Source organism: Roseburia sp. 831b (genome assembly GCF_001940165.2).
In the GTDB taxonomy this organism is placed as follows: domain Bacteria; phylum Bacillota; class Clostridia; order Lachnospirales; family Lachnospiraceae; genus Roseburia.
On the sequence record NZ_CP135162.1, the window covers coordinates 756,146 to 777,231 of the forward strand.

Consider the following 21,086-nt stretch of genomic DNA (forward strand, 5'->3'; position numbering starts at 1 on the left):
TCACTGGGGAGCCTTTTTCATATAATAGGAAAATTCATTCCTATTATATGAAAAAGGCTCCGCGAGGATTGCACTGCGGCGGAGTTGAACAATGTCGCAAATGCGACCCGCCGCAGGCGGAGAATCCTGCTTGCAGGATTTCTTTTACAAGAAAAAAGAAAGAGAAGGTATATAAAATGGGAGATATTTTAAATTGGGATAACAAATTTTTCCAGGGATTAAATAAAATTGTAGATTGCGTCCTGGTAAGCATTTTATGGTTGATTTGCAGCCTGCCAATCGTTACAATGGGAGCTGCTTCATCTGCAATGTATTACACCATCAACAAGGTAATTCGGAACAATCATGGTTATGTGACAAAGGAATTCTTTCATTCTTTTGCAAACTGTTTTAAACAGTCCACGATTGTCTGGCTGGTATTCTGGGTAATCGCAGTATTTTTAGGCGCGGATACCTATATTATGTGGGGAAGCTTAAAGGCTGGAAATGCAATCGGCAATTTACTTTTTGTATTTTTGGTATTCATTGCATTTGATATGATGTGGGTCATGTATGCCTTGACTTATATTTCGCGTTTTCAGAATACGATGAAAAACATTATGAAAAATGCACTGTTGATGGCAGTGGCAGATTTTGGAAAAACATTACTTTTATTTTTGATTTTGGCGGCATCCATTTTTGCAATCTGGATGATGCCGTTTTTGGCAGTGCTGATTCCAGGATTTGTGACATGTCTTATGAATCTTATTTTTGAAAAGATTTTCCGCAAATATATGTCGGAAGAAGATATCAAGGAAGAGGATGAACGAAATCGGGAATATTTGAATTAGTTTCTTTTGCATTTCGTATTGATTTATAGAATAAGTTATAGTATATTTTTTAAGAGGCTTGTGGAGATAATGGAAAATATGTAAGAATCCACGAGGCGAAAGGGGCAAGGAAAGAATGCAGGATGTGACGAAAATAGCAGTGGATGCTATGGGAGGCGACAATGCACCCGGCGAGATTGTAAAAGGTGCAGTGGATGCAGTTTTAGGAAGAGAAGACATCAAAGTTTTTCTGGTAGGCCAAGAGGATGTCGTGAAGGAAGAACTTGAGAAATATAACTATCCGAAGGAGCAGATTGAAGTAATCCATGCGGAAGAAGTGATAGAAACAGCAGAACCACCGGTAAATGCAGTCCGTAAGAAGAAGCAGTCCTCGATTGTAATTGGAATGAACCTGGTAAAGCAAAAAGAGGTGGATGCATTTGTTTCAGCAGGAAGTTCAGGAGCGATTCTGGTTGGCGGACAGGTTATTGTCGGAAGAATTAAAGGAATCGAGAGACCACCGCTAGCACCATTGATTCCAACAGAAAAAGGAGTATCTTTACTGATTGACTGCGGCGCAAATGTTGATGCAAGAGCATCTCATCTGGTGCAGTTTGCAAAGATGGGTTCCCTTTATATGGAACATGTCGTTGGAATTAAGAATCCGCGTGTTGCAATTGTCAATATTGGAGCAGAGGAAGAGAAGGGAAATGCACTTGTGAAAGAGACATTTCCGCTTTTGAAAGAGTGTGAGGATATCAATTTCGTGGGAAGTATCGAGGCGAGAGAGATTCCACACGGAGAAGCGGATGTTATTTTGTGCGAAGCTTTTGTAGGAAATGTTATCTTAAAATTATATGAGGGATTAAGTTCCACTTTGATTGGTGTAATTAAGAAGGGTATGATGAGCACACTAAGAAGTAAGATTGGTGCAGCATTGGCTCTTCCAGCGTTAAAAGGAACTTTAAAGACTTTTGATGCGACACAATATGGTGGTGCTCCGCTGCTTGGATTGAATGGTCTTGTAGTAAAGACACATGGAAGTGCCAAGGCAAAAGAAATTACCAATTCAATCTACCAGTGTGTAACGTTTAAAGAACAGGACATCAATGGTAAGATTAAGAAAAATATAGTAAATAAAGAGTCAGACGAAAATAGAAAGGAATTATAACAATGGAATTTGAAAAGCTTAAGAAAATTATTGCAGAGGTCTTAAACGTAGACGAGGCAGAAATTACAATGGAAACTACATTTGTAGATGATCTTGGAGCAGATTCTTTGGATATCTTCCAGATTATCATGGGATTAGAAGAAGAATTCGATATTGAGATTCAAAACGAAGCAGCAGAAAGCATCGTAACAGTTGCAGATGCAGTAGAGCAGATTAAAAATGCTGTAAATCAGTAAAACGACTTTGTATACATGAGAACACAGTGACGAGAAGAAAAGCCCTTTATCCTATGTTATGGAGGGCTTTTTCTTTTCAATTAACGCAAGTAGTGAAAAAAGAAACTTGCAGGAAGAAAGAGATGGAGTAGAAATGGCAAAACAACAGGAATTAGAAGAAAAAATAGGTTATAGCTTTAACCAAAAAGGTTTGTTAAGACAGGCACTGACACACAGTTCCTACGCAAACGAAAAACACATGAAAAAAGGTTCTGACAATGAAAGACTGGAATTTTTAGGGGATGCTGTGTTAGAGCTGGTATCAAGTGATTTCTTATATCGTGAGTACCCGGATCTCCCAGAAGGCGATTTGACAAAATTACGTGCAAGCATCGTATGTGAGCCAACATTAGCGCTATGTACGGAACCATTGGAACTTGGTAAATACCTATACCTTGGAAAAGGAGAAGATTTGACAGGCGGAAGAACACGTAAATCAATTCTTTCCGATGCGTTAGAGGCAGTGATTGGCGCAATTTACTTAGATGGTGGTTTTACTAATGCAAAAGAGTTTATCCACAAATTTATTATGACGGATATTGAGCATAAAAAACTCTTTTATGATAGCAAGACTATCCTTCAGGAAGTGGTTCAGGGAAATTACAATGAAGCACTCCACTACGAATTGGTGGCAGAAGAAGGACCGGACCATGATAAGAAATTTAGTGTGGAAGCATTGATTGGGGATAAGGTGATTGGACATGGAGTTGGCCACACCAAAAAAGCTGCGGAACAGCAGGCAGCATATCAGGCATTGCTGAAATTGAAGCCAACGGAAAAATAATACAGCGAAAACGGAGACGGAATATGTATTTAAAAAGCATTGAGGTACATGGATTTAAATCATTTGCAAACAAGATTGTATTTGATTTTCATAATGGAATTACAGGAATTGTAGGTCCGAACGGAAGTGGAAAAAGTAATGTTGGAGATGCTGTTCGGTGGGTACTGGGTGAACAAAGTGCAAAGCAGCTGCGTGGTGCAAGCATGCAGGATATTATTTTTGCAGGAACGGAGAACCGTAAGCCATTAAGTTACGCTTATGTCGCAATCACGATGGATAATTCAGATCATGCACTCCCGGTTGAGTTTGAGGAGGTTACGGTCGCAAGAAGAGTGTATCGTTCCGGTGAGAGTGAGTATCTGCTGAATGGAAATCCATGCCGATTAAAGGATGTGACAGAACTTTTTTACGATACCGGTATTGGAAAAGAAGGGTATTCCATTATTGGACAGGGTCAGATTGAACGAATCTTAAATGGTAAGCCAGAGGAGCGAAGAGAGCTGTTTGACGAGGCGGCCGGAATTGTCAAGTATAAAAAGAGAAAGGCAACCGCACAGAAAAAGCTCGAGAATGAAAGAGAAAATCTGGTACGTGTAAATGATATTCTGTCGGAGTTAGAGCGCCAGGTTGGCCCGTTGGAAAAGCAGGCAGAAAAGGCGAGAATCTACCTTAAGAAAAAGGAAGAATTAAAAACCTTTGACGTGAATATGTTCCTTCTTGAAATGGAGCGCATTGACAAACAGTTAAAAGAGGTGCAGGACAATTTCCAAATTGCAGATGGTCAGTTAAAAGAGAAAAATGAGACTTACACCAATATCAAATCGGAATATGAAAAGATGGAGCGTGATGTCGAGGCAATCGAGGAGAAAATCACGTCTATTCGTGATACCATCAGCAATTCCAGTGTGACAAAAGGAAAATTAGAAGGACAGATTAACGTCTTAAATGAGCAGATTCATACTGCAAAAATGACGGATGAACATATGAGAAAGCGCTTAGAGACCATCGAGAGCGAGAAGAAGGAGCGTCTTTCTACAAAGTCCGGGTATGAGAAAGAAAAGGCGGATTTAGACGGTCAGCTTACAAATATTTCAGAACGAAAAGAGACTGCACAGAATCAGTATCAGGAAGTCCAGGAAAAGGCTGCAAAGTTAAAGGAAGAAATTGAGAACGGCAAAAATGAACTGATTCAGCTTTTAAATCAAAAAGCTTCCATCAAGGCGAGAATTCAAAGAAATGACACGATGGTGGAACAGATTAACATCCGCAGAGCGCAGTTAAATCAGAGACTTTTAGCAAGAAAATCCGAAGAGACCGATTTGGAATCAGTGTTAGAAGAGTACCAGCTTAAGTTAGATGAGACAAACCAGGAAATTGCGAAACTCCGCGAAAAGTCTGCGAAGATGGAAAACGAGCGCCGCGAATGGAAACAGAAGTCCATCGAGACGACGAAGACGTTGGAGGAGTCGCTTGCAAAATATCACAAAAACCAGTCCAGATTAGAATCCTTAAAAAATATTGCGGAACGCTATGACGGTTACGGGAACAGTATCCGAAAAGTGATGGAGCAAAAGGCAGCCAACAAAGGACTGCTGGGAGTCGTTTCGGATTTGATTCAGGTAGATAAGAAGTACGAGATTGCGATTGAGACAGCATTAGGCGGTAACATTCAAAATATCGTAACCGAGGATGAAGAGACTGCAAAGAAAATGATTTCCTATTTGAAGGCAAACCGCTTTGGGCGTGCAACATTCCTTCCAATTACAAGTGTAGATGGAAGAGGTAATTTCAAAAATCACGACGCCCTAAAAGAAAAAGGAGTCATTGGCCTTGCAAATACCCTGGTAAAAACAGATGCGAAATACGAAGGCGTCATCGCCTATCTGTTGGGGCGCGTTGTGGTAACGGAAAATATTGACCATGCCATTGCACTTGCCAGAAAGAATCATTATTCTTTACATATTGTAACATTAGAGGGAGAATACCTAAGTCCCGGTGGTTCGATGGCAGGTGGTGCATTTAAGAACAGCAGCAACTTACTTGCAAGAAAACGTGAAGTAGAGGAATTAGAGAAAAAAGTACAGGATTTAGATGACGCAGTAAAAGACAGCAGAAAGCGGTTAGAAGAGATAAAGACCGCGCAGGCACTTCTTGCGGACGATATGGAAGAGAATCGTAAGAATTTACAGGAAATGATTCTTGCCCAGAATACGGCGAAGATGAATGTAGACCGTGTTGTCTCCAAGAAAAATGAGAGTGAGACTGTTTACCAGGGACTTCAGACAGAACATAAGGAAATGGAAGGGCAGTTAGCAGAAATCGAGCAGGAGAAAGCGAAGATTGCCAAAGAGAGCGAAGACGCGCTTGCCCGTGAAAAAGAGATTGGCGTTCAAAATGAAGCATATCAAAAGGAATTAGAAGAGCAGGATCTTGTCATTGAAAAAGCGGGAAATGAACTGTCAAAGATTCAGTTAGAAGAGGCTAACCTTCGTCAGAAGGCAGAATTTGTGACACTTAATATAGAACGAATTGAAACGGAACTTGCCAAGTTTGATGCAGAATGTGAGCAGGTGCAAAAAGAGGCAGAGGAAGCAAAAGAAGAGGTACAAAAGAAGTTATCGGATATCGAAGAAATCAAAAAGACCATTCTTGCTTCCGATGGTGCCAATGAGAATCTTGCCAACGAGTTGCAGGAAGCACTTAATAAGAAGGAAGAGTTGTCCGCTTCTTACAAGGGATTTTTCCAGAAACAGGAAGAGATTTCAAAAGAGATTACCGAACTTGAAAAAGAGATTTTCCGTCTGAACAGTCAGCGGGAAAAATTAGAAGACGCTCATACTTACCAGAATAACTACATGTGGGAAGAATATGAGCTGACGCTTCACGCTGCGATGGAGCTTCGGAATGAGGAATACCAGAATCTGTCTGAACTGAAAAAAGAGATTGCCAATATCAAGGATGAGATACGAAAACTTGGAGATGTCAATGTCAATGCGATTGAGGATTACAAAGAGATTTCAGAGCGCTACACCTTTTTAAAAGGACAGCATGATGATTTGATAGAGGCAGAACAGACGCTTGTAAATATCATCGAAGAATTAGATACCGGCATGCGCAAACAGTTCTTAGAGAAGTTTGCAGAGATTCAAAAAGAATTTGACAAGGTATTCAAAGAATTGTTTGGCGGTGGAAAGGGAAGCCTTGAGCTTGTCGAGGATGAGGATATCTTGGAGTGTGGCATTCGTATCATTGCGCAGCCGCCAGGAAAGAAACTTCAGAATATGATGCAGATGTCCGGTGGAGAGAAATCTTTAACGGCAATTTCGTTGTTATTTGCAATTCAGAATCTGAAACCATCTCCATTTTGTCTTTTGGATGAGATTGAGGCGGCACTCGACGATTCAAACGTCAGCCGTTTTGCAAAATATTTACACAAACTTACGAAGAACACACAGTTCATCGTCATTACGCATCGAAGAGGTACCATGGCGGCAGCAGACCGGTTATACGGTATCACGATGCAGGAAAAGGGTGTTTCGACATTAGTTTCTGTCAATCTGATTGAAGATGAACTTGATAAATAAGTAGGGATTGCAAAATGTGGCAAGGTAGGATAATATTTGTATAAGCCTATTAACGCTTTAAAGTGAAATAGAAGAGAGGAAAGAATATGGCTGAAGAAAAGAAAGGCTTCTGGAGCCGCCTGGTATCCGGGTTAAGCAAGACAAGAGATAACATCGTTTCTGGAATCGATTCCATTTTTAGTGGATTTTCCAGTATTGATGATGATTTCTATGAAGAGATTGAAGAAATTTTAATTATGGGAGATCTTGGGGTACGTGCAACGGAAGCAATCATAGAAGATCTGAAACAGAAAGTAAAAGAGCAGAAAATCAAGGAGCCAAGTGCATGTAAGCAGCTTTTGATTGACAGTATCAAGGAGCAGATGAATGTCGGCGAGACGGCATACCGTTTTGAAAATGAGAAATCCGTCGTACTTGTCATCGGTGTAAACGGCGTTGGTAAAACTACATCCGTAGGTAAATTGGCCGGCAAACTGAAAGATCAGGGCAAAAAAGTGGTTCTTGCAGCGGCAGATACCTTCCGTGCAGCAGCGGGAAGCCAGCTGTCCGAGTGGGCAAACCGTGCCGGAGTGGAGATGATTGGCGGACAGGATGGAGCAGATCCTGCGGCCGTAATTTTTGATGCAGTTGCAGCTGCAAAGGCAAGAAACGCAGATGTTTTGTTGTGTGATACGGCAGGAAGACTCCACAATAAAAAGAATCTGATGGAAGAGTTAAAAAAGATTAACCGTATTTTAGAGAAAGAATATCCAGATGCCTATCGTGAGACACTTGTCGTGTTGGATGCGACAACCGGACAGAATGCGTTGGCACAGGCGAAGGAATTTTCCGAGTGTGCGCAGATTACCGGAATTATCTTAACCAAGATGGATGGTACAGCAAAGGGTGGTATCGCAGTTGCGATTCATTCAGAGCTTGGAATTCCGGTGAAATACATTGGAGTGGGCGAGACAATTGATGATTTGCAGAAATTCGATGCAGATGAATTTGTAAATGCCTTATTCGAGACAGAAGAACAGGAAGCATAGCCGCCTTTAGACGACTGAAAATATGCCATCATGGCAACAAAGACGAGGAGAAGTGAAATGCTGACATTAGACAAATTTGAAGAAGCAAGTGAAAAAGTAAAAGAGGTTACCTCTGAGACAAAGTTGATTTATAGCGATTTCTTAAGTAACCAGACAGGAAACAAGGTTTATTTAAAACCGGAAAATATGCAGTTTACCGGAGCTTATAAGGTTCGTGGTGCTTACTATAAAATCAGTACCCTGTCTGAGGAAGAAAGAGAAAAGGGACTGATTACCGCTTCCGCAGGTAACCACGCACAGGGCGTTGCTTATGCTGCAAAATGCTATGGCTGTAAGGCAACCATCGTAATGCCGACCACAACACCGTTGATTAAGGTAAACCGTACCAGGAGTTATGGAGCAGATGTCGTGCTTTACGGAGATGTTTATGATGAAGCATGTCAGAAGGCCTATGAACTTGCCAATGAACATGGTTATACCTTTATCCATCCGTTTGATGACCTTGCAGTTGCAACCGGACAGGGAACAATTGCGATGGAGATTTTTAAGGAACTTCCATTGGTAGAGTACATCCTGGTTCCAATCGGAGGAGGCGGACTTGCTACCGGTGTTTCCACCCTTGCAAAACTGTTAAATCCAAAGATTAAGGTAATTGGTGTAGAGCCGGCAGGTGCAAACTGTATGCAGGCATCTTTTGCAGCAGGAAAAGTCACAACACTTCCGACCGTAAATACAATTGCAGACGGTACTGCAGTAAAGACACCGGGAAGCAAGATTTTCCCATACATCCAGAAGAACCTGGACGATATCATTACCGTAGAGGATGACGAGTTAGTGGCAGCATTCTTGGATATGGTCGAAAATCACAAGATGGTGGTGGAGAACTCAGGACTTTTGACAGTGGCAGCATTAAAGCATCTTGATGTATCAGATAAACGGGTCGTATCCATCTTAAGTGGTGGAAATATGGACGTAATTACCATGTCATCTGTTGTTCAGCAGGGACTCATTTTCCGTGACCGTATCTTTACCGTATCCGTATTGTTGCCGGATAAGCCGGGAGAACTTTGCAAGGTATCTGGAATCCTTGCAAAGGAACAGGGAAATGTCATCAAGCTTGAACACAACCAGTTCGTGTCAACAAACCGTAATGCAGCCGTAGAGTTACGCATTACCTTAGAAAGTTTTGGAACAGATCATAAGAAGCAGATTATCAAAGCGTTAGAGAAGGAAGGCTATAAGCCAAAGCTTGTTCGAACCAGTTTGTAAATCGGGGAGGGGAAAGTTATGTGGAAACCAAAATCAAGAGAAGAACGTGAACTTGGACCGGAATTAGGAGAGGGCGAAGTAAAGACCATCGAAGATTTGCGAAGAGAGGAAGCGCAAAAGAAGAGCGGTGCAAGGATTTTCGCTGAGATTCTGATTTTACTGGCAGTTCTTTTAAGCGGATTTCTTGTGGCATTTCTGGTTGCAAAAGTAAATGGTGCCAGTTTTGGATTTTACACATGGCCTCTGATTGCATGTACAGATGTATTTGTTTTTACAACAATTGGATTTTTTCAAACAGAAGGAAAAATTGAAAAAATATATGGCCTCTGTTCGATTGCGAGCGCAGCCTGCGTTATCGTACAGATGGCGGTGTTATTTTAAAAGATAAGGTGTCAAGAAAAAATACTTGACACCTTTTTTTTATTATGGTATTCTATGTCAGGTGATAAATGATGGAAGAAAAAGTAGAACAGACATATCTCTATGATTTTTATGGAGAGTTGCTGAATCCGCATCAGAGAGAAGTCTATGAGAAGTTTGTTTTTGAGGATTTATCTCTCGGTGAGATTGCATTGGAAGAAGGAATATCGAGACAAGGCGTACACGATTTGATTAAGCGCTGTACGAAGTCATTAGAGGAATATGAAGAGAAGCTTCATCTGATTGCAAAGTTTCAGTCAGCGAAGAACATGGTGGGTGAGATTCACCAGCTGACCAAGCAGTTCCATCAGACACACAACGAAGCAATCATGGAAGAAATCGAACAGATTTCGAATCAGATTTTAGAGGAGCTATAAGATGGCATTTGACAGTTTATCTGAAAAACTTCAAAATGTATTCAAGAACCTTCGTGGAAAGGGTCGTTTGACAGAAGATGATGTAAAAGTTGCGTTGAAAGAAGTCAAGATGGCACTTTTAGAAGCGGATGTCAATTTCAAGGTTGTGAAACAGTTCACAAAGTCGGTTCAGGAGCGTGCAATCGGTCAGGATGTCATGAACGGATTGAATCCGGGTCAGATGGTCATTAAGATTGTAAATGAAGAGATGGTCAAGCTTATGGGCTCTGAGACGACAGAGATTGCATTTCGTCCCGGAAAAGAACTGACAATCATTATGATGGTTGGTTTACAGGGTGCAGGTAAGACGACCACAACTGCAAAGATTGCAGGAAAGCTTAAGACAAAAGGCAAGAAAGTTCTTCTTACAGCATGTGATGTTTACCGTCCGGCAGCGATTGAACAGCTGCAGATTAACGGTGAGAAACAGGGGGTAGAAGTTTTTGCAATGGGCGATAAGAACAAGCCGGTTGATATTGCAAAAGCAGCCATAGAACATGCGACAAAGAATGATTTTAATGTAGTAATCATTGATACTGCCGGACGTCTTCACATTGATGAAGAGATGATGGCGGAACTCATTGAGATAAAAGAGAACATCGCAGTGTCACAGACAATATTGGTTGTGGATTCCATGACCGGTCAGGATGCGGTGAATGTAGCCGGAATGTTCGATGAAAAGATTGGCATTGACGGCGTGGTATTAACCAAGTTAGACGGTGATACCAGAGGTGGTGCGGCACTTTCTATCCGTGCTGTAACCGGAAAACCGATTCTTTATGTCGGTATGGGTGAGAAGTTGTCCGATTTAGAGCAGTTCTACCCGGACCGTATGGCATCGAGAATTTTAGGTATGGGTGATGTGCTTACCCTCATTGAAAAAGCCCAGGAAGACTTCGATGAAGAAAAAGCGAAGAAACTGGAACAGAAGATGAAAAAAGCAGAATTTGACTTTGAGGATTATTTGGATTCGATGAGTCAGATGAAGAAGATGGGTGGACTTTCCAGTATTCTTGGCATGATGCCGGGGCTTGGTCAGGGCATGAAGATGCCACAGATTGACGAAGAACAGGCAGAGAAGAATATGGCACGCACCGAGGCAATCATTTATTCCATGACATTGGAAGAAAGACGGAATCCGTCCATTATGAATGTCAGCAGAAAGCACAGAATTGCAAAGGGCGCAGGCGTTGATATCGCAGAGGTAAACCGTCTGGTAAAACAGTTTGAACAGGCACGCAAGATGATGAAGCAGATGCCTGGCATGATGAAAAAAGGAAAAAGAGGAATGTTTAAAGGACTTCCTTTTTAATAAATAATTAACACAAATTACAGGAGGTGAAAGTAATGGCAGTAAAGATCAGATTAAGAAGAATGGGACAGAAGAAAGCTCCTTTCTATAGAATCGTCGTTGCAGATTCCAGATCCCCAAGAGATGGTAGATGTATCGAAGAGATTGGAACTTATGATCCAACTAAAGATCCAAGCGAATATCATGTAAATGAAGAATTAGCTAAGAAATGGTTAGCTAACGGAGCACAGCCAACTGAAACAGTTGCAAGAATCTTCAAAAACGCTGGTATCGAAAAATAAGACAGCGAGGTGAACCTAATGAAAGAGTTAGTTGAAGTAATTGCCAAAGCTCTTGTTGATTTCCCAGAGGAAGTTCAGGTAACAGAGACTGAGAATGAGAAGAGCATTGTATTGGAATTACGAGTAGCACAGTCCGACATGGGTAAAGTGATCGGCAAACAGGGTCGTATTGCGAAAGCAATCCGTTCTGTTGTAAAAGCTGCGGCCTCAAAAGAAGAAAAGAAAGTTGTTGTAGAAATTATGCAATAACACCGAAAAGAGTATCGTTTATGGCGATACTCTTTTTTTCTACCTCTTTTTTCAAAAATACGGATGTGGTAAAATAGTATTAGATATATGCAAGTAATCCATTTCGTTTTTGGTGGAATTATGGTAATGATACAAATGAGGATACAGGAAAACTACAAATGTAGTTTTTAACAGTAGAGAGGAGAAAGTTATGCATGGACGATTGGTGGTTGAGATAGCAAGAGATTCAATGTCGGTGGCGGTTACAGTTTATACGGATGGAAAGACACAGATTACGAGAAACCTGATTATGCAGGAACTTTCCAACAGGGGCATCAATACAGGAATCCAGGAACAGAAAATCAATGAACTGCTTCACTATGAGATTTACAGAAAAAGATGGATTGTGGCAAAAGGGGTTCCTGCGGTAAAAGGAAAAGACGGCTGGTATGAATTCATGTTTGATAAAGATTTCAAAGAGATGAAGCCAAAGATTCGTGAAGATGGGAGTGTAGATTACTCTCCAAACATTCAGATTGTGAATAAGGGAGATAAGGTTATGACGTACCATCCGCCAGTTCCAGGTAAAAATGGAATCACTGTTTTTGGTTCTACGATTGCGCCAATTGCGTCGAAGGATGCTAAGAAACTTTCGCTTTCCAAGGTTGAACAAAGGGGTAATGATTTCTATGCCAAAGAGGGTGGCCGTATTGCGCTAAAAGGCAATTGTCTGGAGGTTATGAGCCGGTTGGAAATCAATGGAAATGCAGGCTATGCAACCGGTATGATTAACTTTATCGGAGATGTCATTGTGGATGGTGATATCAAAGATGGTGTCACGATGGAGATTGGTGGAAACCTTGAAGTTTGTGGAGAAATGGATGCCGTACAGATTAAAGTATCCGGGGATATCATCTGTCATGGTGGAATCCACGGAAAAGAAAAGGCAAAGATTTCGGCAGGTGGTACCGTTACCGCCAATTTTATTGAGGAGGCAGACATTTACGCGGGTGGGGATGTACAGGCTGGACATATCATCAATGCGAAGGTTGTATCAGAAAACAATGTTGTTGTTGAGGGAAGAAATGGAACGATTCTTGGTGGTGAAGTGCAGGCAGATGAAAGTATTTCTGCGGTGAGAGTTGGAAATGAAAAGGGATGTAATACCATTTTGCGTATTTTAAGTACAGACGTCTGGAGCAGGGAATATGCAAGAATCGTTGTACAGGATAAGGTGTTCCCTTATACACAGGTGGAAATCAATGGTGTTACAGATACAGACTGCCGCCTTCAGCAAGGAGAGCTTCATCTGACAAGCAAAGGACTGGAACGCTATGAGATTGGCTCTTACGTTTACAAGGATGTTTTAGCAGAACTAGAAACCCAGTCTGATTTGCAGATGGCAGAAGAGTTCAAAGAGGAACATCATCTTGTCAAGGAGAAGAATCCAGATGAAAAGAAACTGATTCTTGTGGTGGATGATGACCCGCTTTTCTTAAAAACACAGTATACCTATCTGGTATCCGACTATTATGTAGCAGTGGTAAGTTCGGGAGCGGATGCTTTAAAATTCTTAGAAAAGAATAAACCAGACCTGATTCTGCTTGATTATCTGATGCCGGAAATGGATGGAAGTGAGCTCCTTTTAAGGATTCGTTCGATGAAGAATGAAAAAGCAGATATTCCGGTTTTCTTTTTGACAAGCGTGACGGATAAAAAGGTGATTATGAAGTGTTTAAGTCTGTATCCGCAGAAATATCTGATGAAACCATTGGAAAAAGACGAACTGCTTCAGATTATCGGGGACTTCTTTGCAAAAGAGCAAAAATAGGATTGGGTGAATGCCGTGAAAAAATTTTGGAAGAAGAAATGGAACGTCGTACTGTATTTTGTACTGGCGGGTATCAGTATTCTTTTTATCTATATGGCGAGTCAGAGCGGAGAGCAGTATCGTTTTGAGCGTTATGAAAGTTTAAAATTTGAACTTCCGTGGAACTATCAGTTTTCGGATGGCACAAAAGGAATTACAGATTTACCGACTGACCTTGAAGTGGAGGATGCACATCAGTTAGTCCTGACAAACACGCTCCCGGCAGTGGATACGGGAATGTCCTTATTTTACCGGGCAAGACATACAAATGCCAAAATCTATATCGGAGATGAACTGGTATATGATCAGGGAGAAGGAAAAGATGGCGCCATTAATGAGACTGCATTTCCGCTTCCGGGTACCGTGTGGGATGAGGTGCATCTTACAAAGGAAGATTCCCACAAGCAGGTAAAAATTGTATTAGACGGAAACGTGTTAAAGTATTTAAAAGCACCGGGTGAGGTGTTTATTGGGGATCGTGGAACCTTTTTTGTAAATCTTTTAAAAGAAAAGATGGGCAATATCATTGGTGGAACAATTTTGCTGTTATTATCTGCAATCTTGCTGGCATTATGGATTGTGCTTTCCATTTCCACACATGCAAAATATAATGAGTGTCTGTGTTTGGCGTTATTTACGTTTACAATTGCCTGCTGGCAGTTTACGGAAACCAGATGTTTACAGTTCATTTTCCCAAACCAGAGAATGTTTAGTGTGCTGGCATTTGAGTTTTTAACATTGGCACCGGTTCCAATTGCACTTTATTTTACCTATGGAAAGAGGGAGAAGACCAGAAAGCGTGCAAGAATAGCAGCCATCGTTCCACTTTTTGTATGGCTTTTTAACAATGCGTGCCATTTTCTGCACATCTTTGATATATCTGAGACGCTTATTGTAACACAGATTATGATTGCGTTCGAGACCATTTACCTGGGATATATCCAGACCTGTGATTTGATTGTGGACAAACGCAGCAACGGAAAAGAAGGCGGGGGATTCTTTTGGTGGATTCCATCTGTCGGTTTTATTCTGCTTAGTCCGTTGCTGTTGATGGAAGTATTAAAATATATTACGAATTTTACGTTGAAGTTTAACGATGATACCATACTTCCGACCATTGGAATTGTGTTCTATATTACATCGCTGGCGATTCATTCCGGGTTAAAACTTGCATCGGAGAACTTTATGGTGACGGAGGCAAGCCGCGCAAAATCGAACTTCCTTGCAAATACCAGCCATGATATCCGTACGCCGTTAAATGCAATTTTGGGATTTAACGACCTGATTTTAAGAGATTCCGAGGAAGAAAAGACGAAAGAATATGCAGCCAGTATTAAGAATGCGGGAAATTCGCTGCTTGATATCATTAATAATATTTTAGATTTGTCTAAGTTAGAGTCTGGCAAACTGGAATTAGAGGAAGCAGAATACAGCACAGAACAGGCAATCGACAATGTGACAAGTATGATACGTGCGCTTGCACAGAAGAAGAATTTAACGTTGGATGTCGTGATAGATGAAAAGCTGCCAAAGTATCTGATTGGGGATAAAGTCCGGATTCGCCAGGTTTTGGTCAACCTGCTTACGAATGCAGTAAAGTACACCAAAGAAGGCGGCGTCAAACTGGAAGTGAAGGTTGTTGAGAAAAATGAGGCATCCTGTAAAATTTTGTTTGTCGTGGAGGACACCGGAATCGGTATCCGGGAAGAGGACAGAGAACGTCTGTTCAAAAAGTTTGAACGTTTGGATTCTGAGAAAAACCGGAATATAGAAGGCACTGGACTTGGCATGAGTATTGTTGTAAAATTACTTGAGTCTATGAACAGTAAAATCGAACTTGAGAGCGTATATGGAAAAGGTTCTAAGTTCTATTTCGTGTTAGAGCAAAAGATGGCAGATGATGCCTGCGTCGGAGTGTATCTGCAGAAAAAGAAGCTTCTATTCGAGCAGGAGGAAGAGAATATTCTGATTGCGCCGGATGCAAGAGTTTTGATTGTAGATGATGTGATGTTGAATCTACAGGTTGCAAAAGGACTTTTGGAAGTGATGAAGATGCAGATTGATACGGCAGAGAGCGGGCAGGAGGCAATTGACCTCACGTTACAGAATCATTATGATTTGATTCTGATGGATCATATGATGCCTGGAATGGATGGAATTGCTGCAACCAGAGAGATTCGAAAACTGGCAGATACGACAGGGGATTCTTATTACAAAAAGGTTCCGATTCTTGCACTGACAGCCAATGCACTTTCCGGTATGCGGGAGAAGTTTTTGCAGGAGGGCATGCAGGATTATATCAGTAAACCGGTGGAAGAAAAGACATTGGTAGATGCTGTGACCAAATGGCTGCCACAGGAAAAACTGATTCCAAAGAAGAAGGGCTGGGACAAAAAGAAAAAGTCCGGGGAAGAAAACACGGGCGAAACAGATGCGAAGAACGACTGGTATTTTGAGATTCCGGGAATAGATATCGAATCTGCCAAAGCATATCTGTTAAATAAAGAGATGTATGTGGAGACACTTCGTATCTTTTTTGATTCGATTCCACAAAATCTTGAGAAAATTGAAAAATATTGCAGGGAGCACGATGAGAAGAACTATACCATTACGGTACATGGATTAAAGAGTTCTGCAAAGATTATCGGTGCGACGGAGCTTTCCGAGGAGGCAAAACGCTTAGAGAATCTTTCCAATGCAGGCAAGGTAGAAATGGCGTGGGAGCAGACCGGACATTTGTTGGAGCTGTATCAGTGGACACAGGATATTCTGGCAGACTTTTTCCATACGGATGCGCAACCGCCAAAGACAGTTTATTCCATGGAAGAATTTAAGGAGAGCCTAAGACGCTTAAAAAAAGCGGCAGAGACTTTCCAGATGGAAGACTTTTTTGCATGGGAGAAGGAGACAGAGTCGATGAGTGCACCAGAAGGATATGAAGAGGACTGGCAAAAGCTAAGAGATGCAGTGCGAAATGTCGCATTTTCAGAGACGGTAGAACGTATTGAGGGAATACTTACCCAAAAAGAACAAGAGGGTTAACTGGAGGAAAGAATGGAAGATTTTTTTAAAGTAGGTGTAATCACAACGACGCATGGAGTCCGTGGGGAGGTAAAGGTATTTCCGACCACGGATGATCCGGCGCGTTTTAAGAAGTTAAAAAAGGTAATCTTAGACAACGGAAAAGAAAGACGTGAATTGGAGATTGCTCAGGTAAAATTCTTTAAGAATCTTGTAATCTTAAAGTTTAAAGGTATCGATAACATCAATGATGTTGAAAAATACCGGAAAGCAGAACTTTTTGTATCAAGAGAACATGCGGTAAAATTGCAGAAGGATGAATATTTTATTGCGGACCTGATAGGAATTAAGGTTACTTCTGAGGAAGGCGAGGAACTTGGTGAGATTTCGGACGTACTTCAGACGGGTGCAAATGATGTGTATGTAATCCGAAACGCATCTGGTGAGGAGATTTTGCTTCCAGCGATTAAGGAGTGTGTCAAGGAGGTCTCGGTAGAGGAAGGAACGATGCTCGTGCATCTTTTACCAGGTCTTCGGGAAATGAATCAGAAGTAGGAGTAAGTATGGATTTTTATGTATTAACGCTGTTCCCGGATATGATTACACAGGGATTAAATACAAGTATTACAGGAAAAGCAATCGAGAAGGGATTGCTTTCCCTTCATGCAATCAACATCAGGGACTATACAAAAGACAAACACAAAAAAGTGGATGATTATCCATATGGAGGCGGTGCCGGTATGCTGATGCAGGCGCAGCCTGTTTCGGATGCATGGCACTCGATTGCGGACGGCATGGAAAGACATCCAAGGACAATTTATGTGACGCCACAAGGGAAACCATTTACACAGAAGATGGCAAAAGAATTTGTAAAAAGTGAAGAACTTGTTTTCTTATGTGGTCATTACGAAGGAATTGATGAGCGTGTATTAGAGGAAGTTGTGACAGACTACGTCTCGATTGGAGACTATGTTTTAACGGGCGGAGAACTTGCATCCATGGTCATGATTGATGCGGTATCCAGACTTGTTCCGGGTGTGTTGAATAATGAAGAGTCCGCACAGACAGAGTCCTTTCACAATGATTTGCTCGAACATCCACAGTATTCAAGACCGGTCGAATGGAAGGGAAAACGGGTCCCGGAGGTTTTACTGTCCGGCAATCAGAAAAAGATTGCAGCGTGGAGACTAGAGGAGTCCGAAAAAAGAACCAAAGAGCGCAGACCGGATTTGTATCAAAAGTATGAAAAATTGCAACAGTGCAAACAAATTCTACAAAAAGAAAAATTATTGCACCGTGATATGATAGAACTCATTGAAAGAGGGCAGGCAGAATGGATTTATCAGCAGAATGACTGCATCTGTCTTAAGGATCAAAAAAGCGGAGCGTTTTTCTTTTCTGCGAAGCAAGAGGAAACTGCGATACCTGCGTTAGAACAGATTATAAAAGAGTACAAAACACCGGAAGCCCTTGTGCTGCACCAGGAAGGAATCGCGCAGCATGCAAAGAGAGAGCTTGGATATCAGGGCATGCTCACCTGCACGCAGTACGTTTATACCAGAAAAGAAAAGCTTCCAATCACGGGGCTTTATCGTCTGGATGGAACACAGACAGAGGATATGGTTATGATAGAAAGATTAAACGAAACTTTTTTGGAAGAGGTTTTGAAACACTATCATGCACTCGTGAGTGAGGATTATATCTTAAGCCGTCTAAAGGACGGAGCGATGTATGGAGCTTTCCTAGCGGGAAAATTGACAGGCTTTATTGGTGTCCACGAGGAAGGCAGTATGGGTATGCTGGAAGTTTTCCCGGAATATCGTGGCAGAAAGATTGGAAAGGCATTGGAGACCTATCTGATTAACCTGCAGTTAGAACAGGGAATGACGCCTTACGGACAGGTTGTGGAAGGCAACGAGATTTCAACACAACTACAAAAATCGTTAGGATTATGTCCAGCCAAAACACCGGTTTACTGGATGGAATCTATTGAATAGAAAAGTGAAAAAAGTTCTTGCATCCAGCCCAAAGGGATGTTATACTGTTATAGTTGTGAATAAAGGAGATGGTCCTCTGCTGCAATAGGTGCATTAAGAACATCCAAATAATAGGAGGTCACAAAATGAGCGCAAGTGAAATTATTAAGAACATTGAAGCTGCTCAGTTAAAAGCTGAGGTACCTGAATTTAACACAGGTGATACTGTAAAAGTTTACGGTAAAATCAAAGAAGGAAACCGCGAAAGAATCCAGGTTTTCGAAGGTGTTGTAATTAAGAGACAGGGCGGAAGCAACCGTGAAACATTTACTGTTAGAAAGATTTCTAACGGTGTTGGTGTGGAAAAGACCTGGCCATTACATTCTCCAAACGTTGAAAAAGTAGAAGTTGTTCGTCAGGGTAAAGTAAGAAGAGCTAAATTATTCTACTTAAGAGACCGTGTTGGTAAGAAAGCTAAAGTTAAAGAATTAGTAAAATAATGAATGCCGGGAAAGGACAGGTACAGTCGTACTTTGTCCTTTTTTCTTTTAAGAGGAAAAGATAGGAGATCAAGATGCGTAGAAGAAGTGGGTTAAACTTTGGCAGACAGAAGAAAAAGATTAATATACCGTTTGTAAAAGAAGTATTGACCTGGGCGACCGAGATTATTTTAATGATTTCCATTGCCGTTGTTTTTGTGTATTTTATTGGCATGAGAACAGGGGTTGTAGGCTCGTCTATGGCAGACACCTTAAAAAGTGGGGACGAGGTGTTGATCAATCGTTTTGTGTACTTGTTAAAAGATCCAAAGCCGAATGACATTGTGGTATTTTTGCCAAACGGAAATGAAAAATCTCATTACTATGTAAAAAGAGTGATTGCAGTTCCAGGTGATACGGTAAAAATTGAGAATGGTTCGGTACTTGTGAATGGAAAACCGTTCGCAGAGAAAATTGATGCAATGTCAATTGAGGATGCAGGACTGGCATCCGAGGAAATCACATTGGATAAAGATGAGTATTTTGTGTTAGGAGATAACCGGAATAACAGTGAGGACAGCCGTTATGCGAACATCGGAAACATCAAGAAAGAATATATTGTTGGAAAAGCATGGTTTCGCATCACATCCTGGAATGATTTCGGATTTTTATAAAATGTTTGAAAGGAAAGAAGGTAACAATGCAATTTCAGTGGTACCCGGGGCATATGACGAAAGCAAAACGTCAGATGCAGGAAGATATAAAGTTAATTGATTTAGTGATTGAGTTAGTGGATGCGAGAATTCCACTCAGCAGCAGAAATCCGGATATTGATGAATTAGGAAAAAATAAATCACGTCTGATTCTGATGAATAAATCAGATTTATCGGATGATAAGAGAAACAAAGAATGGTCCGAGTATTTCAAAAAATTAGGTTATTACGTTGTCTGTCTGGATTCCAGAAGTAAAAATGGAATGAAGACGGTGACGAATGTAATTGCGGAAGCATGCAAGGAAAAGACAGAGCGGGACCGCAAGAGAGGAATCTTAAACCGTCCGGTACGTGCGATGGTAGTGGGAATCCCAAACGTTGGAAAATCAACGTTTATCAATTCCTTTGCGGGAAAAGCATGTGCTAAAACGGGAAATAAACCGGGCGTTACAAAAGGAAAACAGTGGATTCGCCTGAATAAAAATGTAGAACTTCTGGATACCCCTGGAATTCTCTGGCCGAAATTTGAAGACCAGACCGTAGGACTTCGTCTGGCATTGATTGGTGCCATCAAGGATGAGATTTTAAATATCGATGAGCTTTCGATGGAACTCATTCGGATTTTAAAAGAATATTATCCGGGAATTTTAGCTGCACGCTATCAGGTGGAGGAAGCGGCAGAAGAAGTTGCAATTTTAGAAGAGATTGCAAAAAACAGAAAATGCATCACAAGAGGAAATGAACTTGATATGAGCAAGGCAGCAGCCCTTGTGATTGAAGAATTCAGAAGTGGTAAATTAGGAAAAATTACAATTGAGTTTCCAACGAGTGAAGCATAAGTTTGAAATGAAAAAGCGGGATGGCGAAGACGTGGAGAAAAAAGAAAATCTGGTATTAGGAAAAAAGAAAAATCTAAGACAGGGAATGGGTTTCTTACTGTATCTGGCGGTACTGTGTTGTCTGACCTTTGCGGTTATACATTTTGTGGGGCAAAGAACGGTGGTAATCGGGCCGTCGATGCAGCCGACTTTGTACGAGGGTGATAACCTGATTGTGGATAAGATGACGTACCGTTTCCGCTTACCAAAACGTTTCGAAATTATCGTGTTTCCCTATCCAACGGAAGAGGACAGACTGTTAATCAAACGTATCATTGGCTTGCCGGGAGAACGTGTCAGAATCGCAGAAGATGGAACCATCTATATCAACGGAGAAGAACTCATAGAATCCTACGGCAAAGAGGTAATCAAAAATGCAGGGCTTGCCGCGCAGGAGATTGTACTTTCAGACGATGAGTATTTTGTGCTAGGAGATAACCGGAATGACAGTACAGACAGCAGGAGTGCAAGTGTAGGATGCATCAAACGTGAAACGATTGTGGGAAGAGCCTGGCTTCGCATTTTTCCGTTTGATAAGATACGACTTTTAAATCCAGAGAAAGAGTAAGTAG

The 21,086-nt window shown here is 41.3% G+C and carries 20 protein-coding genes; all 20 read left to right on the top strand.

Annotated elements, in window-relative coordinates; all coding sequences use genetic code 11:
- Window positions 1–176: 176 nt before the first annotated feature.
- The 20 genes from BIV16_RS03380 (at window position 177) to lepB (BIV16_RS03475) (ending at window position 21,082) form a co-directional block, all read left to right on the top strand.
- Entirely contained in the window at window positions 177–830 is a 654-nt protein-coding gene (locus BIV16_RS03380; RefSeq protein ID WP_075679746.1) for a YesL family protein, read from the top strand.
- A gap of 115 nt (window positions 831–945) precedes the next feature.
- Entirely contained in the window at window positions 946–1,980 is a 1,035-nt protein-coding gene (gene plsX / locus BIV16_RS03385; protein ID WP_075679344.1) for a phosphate acyltransferase PlsX, read from the top strand.
- Between the two features lie 2 nt (window positions 1,981–1,982).
- Complete coding sequence (gene acpP / locus BIV16_RS03390; protein ID WP_075679343.1) at window positions 1,983–2,216, top strand: acyl carrier protein; 234 nt, start codon at window positions 1,983–1,985, stop codon at window positions 2,214–2,216.
- Window positions 2,217–2,349: 133 nt separating this feature from the next.
- A complete protein-coding gene (gene rnc, locus BIV16_RS03395; protein WP_075679745.1) occupies window positions 2,350–3,039 on the top strand; it encodes a ribonuclease III in 690 nt (229 codons plus the stop codon).
- A 23-nt stretch (window positions 3,040–3,062) separates the two neighbouring features.
- On the top strand, window positions 3,063–6,623 hold the full coding sequence (gene smc, locus BIV16_RS03400) for a chromosome segregation protein SMC (protein WP_075679342.1): 3,561 nt from the start codon (window positions 3,063–3,065) through the stop codon (window positions 6,621–6,623).
- Between the two features lie 86 nt (window positions 6,624–6,709).
- Complete coding sequence (gene ftsY, locus BIV16_RS03405; RefSeq protein ID WP_075679341.1) at window positions 6,710–7,651, top strand: signal recognition particle-docking protein FtsY; 942 nt, start codon at window positions 6,710–6,712, stop codon at window positions 7,649–7,651.
- Window positions 7,652–7,708: 57 nt separating this feature from the next.
- Window positions 7,709–8,920 carry a threonine ammonia-lyase gene (ilvA, locus tag BIV16_RS03410; RefSeq protein ID WP_075679340.1) on the top strand — a complete coding sequence of 404 codons (1,212 nt, stop codon included), beginning with the start codon at window positions 7,709–7,711 and terminating at the stop codon, window positions 8,918–8,920.
- An 18-nt stretch (window positions 8,921–8,938) separates the two neighbouring features.
- Window positions 8,939–9,301, top strand: coding sequence for a hypothetical protein (locus tag BIV16_RS03415; RefSeq protein ID WP_075679339.1), 363 nt, complete (start codon window positions 8,939–8,941; stop codon window positions 9,299–9,301).
- 71 nt (window positions 9,302–9,372) lie between these two features.
- Window positions 9,373–9,717 (top strand): YlxM family DNA-binding protein, encoded by a 345-nt coding sequence (gene ylxM / locus BIV16_RS03420; protein ID WP_075679338.1) that lies wholly within the window; start codon window positions 9,373–9,375, stop codon window positions 9,715–9,717.
- Window position 9,718: 1 nt separating this feature from the next.
- Complete coding sequence (gene ffh / locus BIV16_RS03425) at window positions 9,719–11,068, top strand: signal recognition particle protein (protein WP_075679337.1); 1,350 nt, start codon at window positions 9,719–9,721, stop codon at window positions 11,066–11,068.
- 35 nt (window positions 11,069–11,103) lie between these two features.
- Window positions 11,104–11,349 carry a 30S ribosomal protein S16 gene (rpsP, locus tag BIV16_RS03430; protein ID WP_075679336.1) on the top strand — a complete coding sequence of 82 codons (246 nt, stop codon included), beginning with the start codon at window positions 11,104–11,106 and terminating at the stop codon, window positions 11,347–11,349.
- An 18-nt stretch (window positions 11,350–11,367) separates the two neighbouring features.
- Window positions 11,368–11,598 (top strand): KH domain-containing protein, encoded by a 231-nt coding sequence (locus BIV16_RS03435; RefSeq protein ID WP_075679335.1) that lies wholly within the window; start codon window positions 11,368–11,370, stop codon window positions 11,596–11,598.
- A 190-nt stretch (window positions 11,599–11,788) separates the two neighbouring features.
- Window positions 11,789–13,408, top strand: a complete 1,620-nt coding sequence (locus tag BIV16_RS03440; RefSeq protein WP_075679334.1) for a flagellar assembly protein A — start codon at window positions 11,789–11,791, stop codon at window positions 13,406–13,408.
- Window positions 13,409–13,423: 15 nt separating this feature from the next.
- Window positions 13,424–16,489, top strand: a complete 3,066-nt coding sequence (locus BIV16_RS03445) for an ATP-binding protein (RefSeq protein ID WP_143524695.1) — start codon at window positions 13,424–13,426, stop codon at window positions 16,487–16,489.
- A gap of 12 nt (window positions 16,490–16,501) precedes the next feature.
- Window positions 16,502–17,023, top strand: a complete 522-nt coding sequence (gene rimM / locus BIV16_RS03450) for a ribosome maturation factor RimM (protein ID WP_075679332.1) — start codon at window positions 16,502–16,504, stop codon at window positions 17,021–17,023.
- 8 nt (window positions 17,024–17,031) lie between these two features.
- Window positions 17,032–18,465, top strand: coding sequence for a tRNA (guanosine(37)-N1)-methyltransferase TrmD (gene trmD / locus BIV16_RS03455; RefSeq protein WP_075679331.1), 1,434 nt, complete (start codon window positions 17,032–17,034; stop codon window positions 18,463–18,465).
- 125 nt (window positions 18,466–18,590) lie between these two features.
- Window positions 18,591–18,944, top strand: a complete 354-nt coding sequence (gene rplS / locus BIV16_RS03460; protein ID WP_075679330.1) for a 50S ribosomal protein L19 — start codon at window positions 18,591–18,593, stop codon at window positions 18,942–18,944.
- A 74-nt stretch (window positions 18,945–19,018) separates the two neighbouring features.
- Window positions 19,019–19,597, top strand: a complete 579-nt coding sequence (gene lepB / locus BIV16_RS03465) for a signal peptidase I (RefSeq protein ID WP_075679329.1) — start codon at window positions 19,019–19,021, stop codon at window positions 19,595–19,597.
- A gap of 26 nt (window positions 19,598–19,623) precedes the next feature.
- A complete protein-coding gene (ylqF, locus tag BIV16_RS03470) occupies window positions 19,624–20,475 on the top strand; it encodes a ribosome biogenesis GTPase YlqF (RefSeq protein WP_075679328.1) in 852 nt (283 codons plus the stop codon).
- Between the two features lie 85 nt (window positions 20,476–20,560).
- Complete coding sequence (gene lepB, locus BIV16_RS03475; protein WP_075679744.1) at window positions 20,561–21,082, top strand: signal peptidase I; 522 nt, start codon at window positions 20,561–20,563, stop codon at window positions 21,080–21,082.
- The last annotated feature ends 4 nt before the right edge of the window (window positions 21,083–21,086 follow it).